This is a genomic window from Methanococcus voltae PS (assembly GCF_024807035.1).
In the GTDB taxonomy this organism is placed as follows: Archaea; AGJL01; Methanococci; order Methanococcales; family Methanococcaceae; genus Methanococcus; species Methanococcus voltae.
This window is the reverse complement of sequence record NZ_JANUCQ010000001.1, coordinates 665,795-672,556: the sequence shown is the minus strand read 5'-3', so window position 1 is coordinate 672,556 and position 6,762 is coordinate 665,795. Positions and strand designations below refer to the sequence as shown.

General features: G+C 28.7%; 4 protein-coding genes. 2 read left to right on the top strand and 2 right to left on the bottom strand.

Annotated features, from left to right (window positions below):
• Positions 1-444: 444 nt before the first annotated feature.
• Entirely contained in the window at positions 445-882 is a 438-nt protein-coding gene (locus tag M2325_RS03095) for a universal stress protein (RefSeq protein ID WP_209590670.1), read from the top strand.
• Between the two features lie 320 nt (positions 883-1,202).
• Positions 1,203-3,719 carry a DNA topoisomerase I gene (gene topA, locus M2325_RS03090; protein WP_259050780.1) on the top strand — a complete coding sequence of 839 codons (2,517 nt, stop codon included), beginning with the start codon at positions 1,203-1,205 and terminating at the stop codon, positions 3,717-3,719.
• A 43-nt stretch (positions 3,720-3,762) separates the two neighbouring features.
• Here topA and M2325_RS03085 read toward each other — a convergent pair whose 3' ends face one another.
• Complete coding sequence (locus tag M2325_RS03085; protein WP_259050778.1) at positions 3,763-5,337, bottom strand: BPG-independent phosphoglycerate mutase family protein; 1,575 nt, start codon at positions 5,335-5,337, stop codon at positions 3,763-3,765.
• Between the two features lie 114 nt (positions 5,338-5,451).
• Positions 5,452-6,606 (bottom strand): hypothetical protein, encoded by a 1,155-nt coding sequence (locus M2325_RS08280; RefSeq protein WP_445468604.1) that lies wholly within the window; start codon positions 6,604-6,606, stop codon positions 5,452-5,454.
• Positions 6,607-6,762: the final 156 nt, after the last annotated feature.

Sequence of the window (6,762 nt, the reverse complement as noted above, 5' to 3'; positions counted from 1 at the left end):
CTTCCATATACAATCTTGGAATCTGAAACTGTTCTTCTTAACGATTTAGATTCGATACTATCTGAAGCATCTATTGTTCTACGTCTATTGTTATTCTATTATTTTATTCAACCAATACTGGTTTGCCATAGCGTTAAAATTTGATGTTATGTTTTTAGAATAATATTCATGTATAATATTATATTATATTATATTATATTATATTATATTCTATTAATTAAATTTAGGAATATATTAATTATATAGGTTTTTAAATATATAACTTATATAGAATTATCCTGGAATAATAGGATAATAAAGATAAAATCTAAATCAATAAAGATAAAAAGTATAAAAATAAATTTATAAATAGAAATAACATTATTAATACTAATAATAGTAATAATAAATATAATATATGAAATAAATAATGATTATAGTACTAAATTTTAGGGGGAGAGCAATATGCAATACAAAAAGATATTAGTACCGACAGATGGTTCCGATGTATCTATTGAAGCAATCGAACATGCTGTATCAATAGCTAAAACTACAGGCGCTGAAATATATGGGGTATATGTATTGGATACAACACCTTATACCGAAATACCTGCTGACGGATTATGGAGTAACTTAAAAGAGATACTCGAAGAAGAAGGAGACAACGCATTACATCTTGTTGCAAAAGCTGCAAGAAAATATGACGTATCATTTAAAAATCAAGTTTTAGAAGGAAACCCAGAAAAGGAAATAGTTGAATTTTCAGAAAAAATTGACGCTGACCTTATTGTAATGGGCACAACAGGTAAAACTGGATTTGATAGACTTTTATTAGGTAGTGTTGCTGAAAGAGTTTTAAAACATGCAAAATGCCCAGTTTTACTTATTAAACAAAAAGAATAATCATTAATTCTTCTCTATTTTTTATAATTTTATAATGTATAATTTATAATTTATAATTTAACACTTTGAAAGTAGTTAAACCCAAATTCTGATTTTATTTTGGATTTATAAATAAATAAAAATAGATAATTCGTTTTAAAGTACATTATAATGTTTATTTTAATATTATACCTATTAACTATTTATATCTTGAAAATTAGAATAAAATAATATAAAAACTATTATAAACACTATTAACACTATTGTAAAAACAATTATAACAAATACTATAGAATTATTATAGAATTATTATAAAAAATTATTAAAATTATCGGGAAAATATGACAGGACTTATAATTTGCGAAAAGCCAAATGTGGCAAAAAAGATAGCTGATGCCTTGGGGAAACCTAAAAAGAAATCACAAAATAAAGTTCCTTACTACGAAGTAGATACACAAGGCAAAACTTATTATGTAGCGTCAGCTGTAGGTCATTTATACACGCTTATAGAAAAGAATAAAACCAAATTCGGCGATTACCCAACTTATGATATTGATTGGGCACCTGCTTCAACTGTTGAAGGTAAAGAATACGTTCAGAAATACATAAATGTGTTAAAAAAACTTTCAAAAGATGCTAACGAATACTATGTAGCTACGGACTGGGATATCGAAGGAGAATTAATCGGTTACCACGCTTTACATTATGCTTGCGGTCAAGATATTGCAAAAAGAATGAGATTTTCAAGTTTAACGAAAAAAGAAATCGTAAAGTCTTTTGAAAATACCGATAGCATTGATTTTGGATTAGTTGATGCAGGAGACAGTAGACACAAAATAGACTGGTTCTTCGGTATTAATATCTCAAGAGCATTGATGCAAGCGATTAGCTCTGCTAAAAGATGGAAAACAATGAGTACCGGTAGAGTGCAAGGTCCTGCACTTGCTTTTTTAGTTGAAAAAGAACTTGAAATACAGAAGTTTATACCAGTTCCATATTGGGTAATTAATGCAAACCTTAAGAATAACAATGGAAACAATAATACAGAAGAAGAAGCGCCACTCATTGCTACACACGAAATAGATAAATTTTGGGATGAAGAAGAAGCAAATAACGCATATGGTAATGTAGAAGGTCAAAAAGAAGCCCTCGTGGAAGAAATCAAGAAAAATAAAAAGAAGATAAAACCATATCCACCATTTGATTTAGGTACATTACAAAGAGAGTCACACAATGCTTTTAGATATTCTCCAAAAAGAACACAAGAAATAGCTCAAAAGTTGTATGAAAAAGGTTATTGCTCATACCCAAGAACTAGCTCTCAAAAATTACCTAAAGATGCCGAATACATGAACGAAGTTTTAAATAAGCTATTAAAAAGTAAAGAATACGGAAAATACGCTTCAGAAATTCTTGAAAAGAACTTGAAACCTATCGAGGGTAAAAAGGATGACCCCGCACACCCTGCAATCCACCCCGTAGACGTTCCAAAAGAGGCGCTACCTGACGATGAACAAAAATTGTACAATTTAATTGCAAGAAGGGCACTTGCTGCATTCTGGGATGACGCAGAACGTGAATATTCAAAAGTGACATTGAATATAAACGGTGAGAAGTTCAAATTAAGCGGTTCACGTACCACACACGAAGGCTGGCACGAAATCTATTACTTTACAAAATTTGACGAGAATGAACTTCCAGAGATGAAAAAAGGTACGATTTTATCCATAGAAAGTACGGAAAAACTTTCAAAAGAGACTAAACCTCCTAAACGTTACACAATGGCTTCAATTATTAAAGAACTTGAAACTAGGCAATTGGGTACCAAAGCTACAAGAGCCGATATTTTGGAAAAACTTACCAAAAGAGGCTACGTAATAGAAGATGGTTCCCTTAGTGTTACAGAATTAGGTATTGGGGTTATAGAAACTCTTAAAAAATATTGTCCTGAAATCGTAGAAGAAACGCTTACTAGAGATTTAGAGGATAAGTTAGAAAAGATACAAGACCATAAAATAAAAAAAGAGCAAGTTATTGACGAGACCAAGGTAAAATTATCTCAAATTCTCGATGAATTTAGGAAAAAAGAGAAAGAGATAGGTGCTGAACTTGTAGAAAAAATAGATTCTACAAATAGGTCATTGCAAATTATTGGCAAATGTAACTGTGGAGGAGACCTTATAATTATTAAATATAAGGGTAAAAGTAGGTTTGTAGGCTGTTCAAATTATCCTAACTGTGAGATTACATACCCACTTCCCCAGAAAGGCGCTATAAAGATACCAAATAAAGTTTGTGAAGTTTGTGGACTCCCAATTATAAATTACATGGGCAAAGACTTATGTGTCAATATCGAGTGTAGTTCAAGAATTTCAGAGGAAGATAAGAAGTTACTTGAAAAAATTGAGAATGAAAAAGAAGGCGAAAAGAAATGCCCTAAATGTGACGGAGTCTTAACAATTAAAAGAGGAGCTTTCGGCGTATTTAGAGGTTGTTCAAATTATCCAACCTGTAAATACACAGAAAACTTAAAAGGCGAATCCAATGAAAAAGAAATAGTTGGAAAGTGTCCTAAATGTGGTAGCGATTTAGTTAAGCGTAAAGGTAGATTTGGAGAATTTATTGGCTGTTCAAATTATCCCAAGTGTAGGCATACCGAGAAAATCAAAAAGGAAGGCGAAGAAGATAAAGTAGAAAAAAAGGAAACAAAAAAAGCTACTACTAAAAAATCAACCGCTAAGAAAACTACGGCTAAAAAAGCTACTACTAAAAAAACTACAAAAAAGACTGCTACTAAAAAAGCAGATTCTAAAACCGCCACAAAAACAAAAAAAGCTACTACTAAGAAAAAAGAATAATTAATTTATAATAAATAATAAAAATAATAATAAATAATATCAATTACTTCTCTTTTTTTAAAAATTCTAATTCATAATCTTTTGGAATATATTTTTTTAATTCACCATTTGGTCTTAATCCATATAATAAGGCTTTATCGGTGTAATTTAATATTAAATTCATTATATCATTGGAATTTATTCTATAGTATCCTTTTGAAAGTTCTATTTCGTTAAATGCGTTTGTATTGTCTTTTCCCACACTATTACCATATATTGCAATAGGAACCAATTCCCCAGAGTGTATTAAATTACCTGTAGAAGGCGTAGCGTGGTCTCCAGTGATTATATACAAATTATTATTATTATTATTATTATTATTATTATTATCTTTATTATTATCTTTATTATTATTATTATTATTTTCTGTTTCTTGGTTAATTTCATCTATTATAATCTTTAAATCATTATCTAACTTTTCTAAGACGTTTACTTTATTTGTTGGGTTTTTTGTATGCCCTGCTTCATCAGGCTCTTTTGTATGGATATGTATAAAATCATAATTTGAATTATTATCTGTATTAACTGTATTAACTGTATTATTTTTAAATTTTAAGCCCAATTCTAAAGCCTTTTTAAAATCTTTTTCATCATAATAATCCATTTTTAGTAATCTTGCTAAACCTTTAAAAAGACTACTATTTGCAATTATTACACCATTTAAACCCCATTTTTCTTTAAAAGAGGGAATTTTTTTATAATTACCTGCCCATTTTGTTAATAAAAAGTTTGCAAGAGATTTATTATTTATTTTACGGTCTATATTTATTTTTTTAGACTCCAAAATATCATTACAAGTCATTAAATAGTTATTTAACGCTTTTGAAACACTTAAGGCATTTTGATACTCCTCAAAGGTTTCTATCAATTCTATAACTGGTTTAACTTTTATAACATGTCTATCTTTGTAAAATGGGTCACTATCGGAAATTTTAGAAGATATATTATCGTTATTACATTTTAAATTATTTTTTAAACTACAAAATTGATTATATGTTAATTCTAAATCTGAATTGGGGTTATATTCTTTAAAATTATCTAAATTATCAATATTGTTATTAATATCATCAATATTACTGATAGTATTGGTATTATTAGTACTGTTCAACTTTGAAATTTCCAAAATACTGTGTATACCTTGTATATGATGTATTTTAAACAAATAACCATCTATTTCGATATTAGAAATAGATTTCAATAATTCTGAAATTTCTTGATTGTTTATGTCTTTTGTTCGCCTATCTAAAACTAAATATCCGTTTTTTTCATCATTATACTTTACATGACCTAATGTAGCCCTTAAATATATTGAGTCAGTTTTTAAATCTAAATCTTCCCCTAACGCTTCTATTACGCCCCTTCCAGGAAACTGGTTGATATCATAGCCCCAAAGTAAAAAATGAGCTACTTCAGTCCCTAAAGGTACACCTATTTTTTGAGGACACATTAAACCAGTTAAGGAATTTTTTGTAAAATTATCCAAATTGGGAATATTTGCATATTGCAAAGGCGTTTTACCACCCAAATCATTGGAAGGCCTATCTGCAACGCCATCAAGTAATATAACGATTGCTTTCATTTTTTTACCTACTTTTCAAAATAATTAGAAATAATCAAATTAGAATAATTAAATAAACTTATAATAATTAAATATTCTAAAAATATATTAAAATAATAAAGTAATTAGGGTATTTTAGTAATTTGGATAGTTCTTTTTACATGCTTTTTCAAAATAATTTGCTACAATACCGGTATAGTCAAAATTACCCCTATAACCGTTGTGTAACAAATCCTTACAAACTATTTCCACGTATTCTTTGTAGATATTTTCAATGTCTTCTAAGTGACATTTACGCTCATTTACTGTGCCATCGATATTTCTATAGTTTTTACTAAACATGCACGTAAGTTGGCTAGCATCCTGCTCCCAGTCTTCGTTTATGATATCCTTAATTTTAGAGCCATTTTCAATGTCTTTGATAGGATATAGCATTTCCACATCAAATTCATTTGCTATATTTGAATAAACTTGAAAAGCAACTTCAATTTGGTCAATTTTATAATTACTATCATGTTTAACTCTATCTCCTGAAATAATTTTTTTGCCCAATCGATTAGCCAAAGGTATTCTTAAAGCTCTTAAATAAGCGTGACAACCCATACAAGGTGAATAATAGTAAAATTTATCCCCGATTAGTGAAGAAAAACGTCCATTTATTGCGTGCCATAAACTTGGCTCATACATAAAATGTAATGGTAAAAATATCTTATCTTTACTAATGGCTCCATTTTTAAGGTTATCCTCTTCTTGCTTTGGAATATAAAAACGACTTGAAACAAAAGAAGTATCTACATCGTCCTTTGTATTTTTTACATCTTTATCTTTCGCATATTTGCCAACAAACATTTTTACCATTTCAGTTAATGAAAAAGTGTCATTATGTTCCGAAAATCTATTATATATCCGTTCCCAATTTCTATAATATACTTCAAACTTTTCATAGTGGGCATATTCCTTTAAAGATAATACATTCACCATATTTGCATAAAATTCGTCCACCTGCTGATTTTCATAGCCTAATCTACCATGTATGTCACTTCCGTTTGAATTATCATATTCTAAACCAGTAAATGCACATATTGGCAATATTACGTTTATATCGTCGTTATCTTCAAAAGCTTTTATTATAGCAGCTGAGCTGTCCCTCCCTGCAAATTCCCCTATGGCTATTTCCTCGGGTTTTATACCAAATTCTTCAATTATTTGATTTGTACGATTTGATAAAATTGGTTTATCAAATGAAGTTTTAAAATCTATAAAATTATCCATTTTTCGAGTAAAATACATATTTAGCCCCCTAAAATAATTTATTCGTCAAATAAAAATATGAATATTCCATGACTATAAAATATAATATATAAAATTTGTTTTTAAATTTATATATTTTTTTGCATATTTTTTTATTTTCACGTAATTATTTAAAAAAAGGTAGTGTTAAGTTAT

Bases quoted from the DNA above. Each gene is read 5' to 3' on its own strand.
- M2325_RS03095 (WP_209590670.1), top strand. From the start codon at position 445: ATGCAATACAAAAAGATATTAGTACCGACAGATGGTTCCGATGTATCT.
- topA (WP_259050780.1), top strand. From the start codon at position 1,203: ATGACAGGACTTATAATTTGCGAAAAGCCAAATGTGGCAAAAAAGATA.
- M2325_RS03085 (WP_259050778.1), bottom strand. From the start codon at position 5,337: ATGAAAGCAATCGTTATATTACTTGATGGCGTTGCAGATAGGCCTTCC.
- M2325_RS08280 (WP_445468604.1), bottom strand. From the start codon at position 6,606: ATGTATTTTACTCGAAAAATGGATAATTTTATAGATTTTAAAACTTCA.